Source organism: Leifsonia sp. SIMBA_070, from assembly GCF_046534635.1.
GTDB lineage: Bacteria > Actinomycetota > Actinomycetes > Actinomycetales > Microbacteriaceae > Leifsonia.
Genome location: NZ_JAWRYK010000150.1, coordinates 1 through 291 on the forward strand (window position 1 = coordinate 1; position 291 = coordinate 291).

Genomic DNA, 291 nt, shown 5'->3' on the forward strand with positions numbered 1-291 from the left:
CCACCACTGCGTGGCCCAGCGGTCGCCGCCCAGCTCGTAGAAGGGGTTGACGCCCTTCGCCTTGAGCTGCTGGTCGAGCGCGATGAACTCGTCACTGTTCGTCGGGGTGTCGGTGATGCCGTTCGCGGTGAAGACGTCCTTGTTGTAGTAGACGCCGATGACGGCGGGGGTGGTGACCAGCGCCGCGTAGCGGGTCTTGTTCAGAGGGCCGGTGACGTCGGCGAGGTTGCCCGTGTAGTTCTTCACCCACGGTGCGCCGTCGAGCGACTGCAGGTCCTGGGTCGCGTTCAG

At 66.0% G+C, this 291-nt stretch carries 1 protein-coding gene; it reads right to left on the reverse strand.

Features of this window, described 5'->3' with window-relative positions; genetic code table 11:
- On the reverse strand, positions 1–291 hold a 291-nt coding region (locus SB754_RS19795; protein ID WP_410784094.1), incomplete at both ends, for an extracellular solute-binding protein.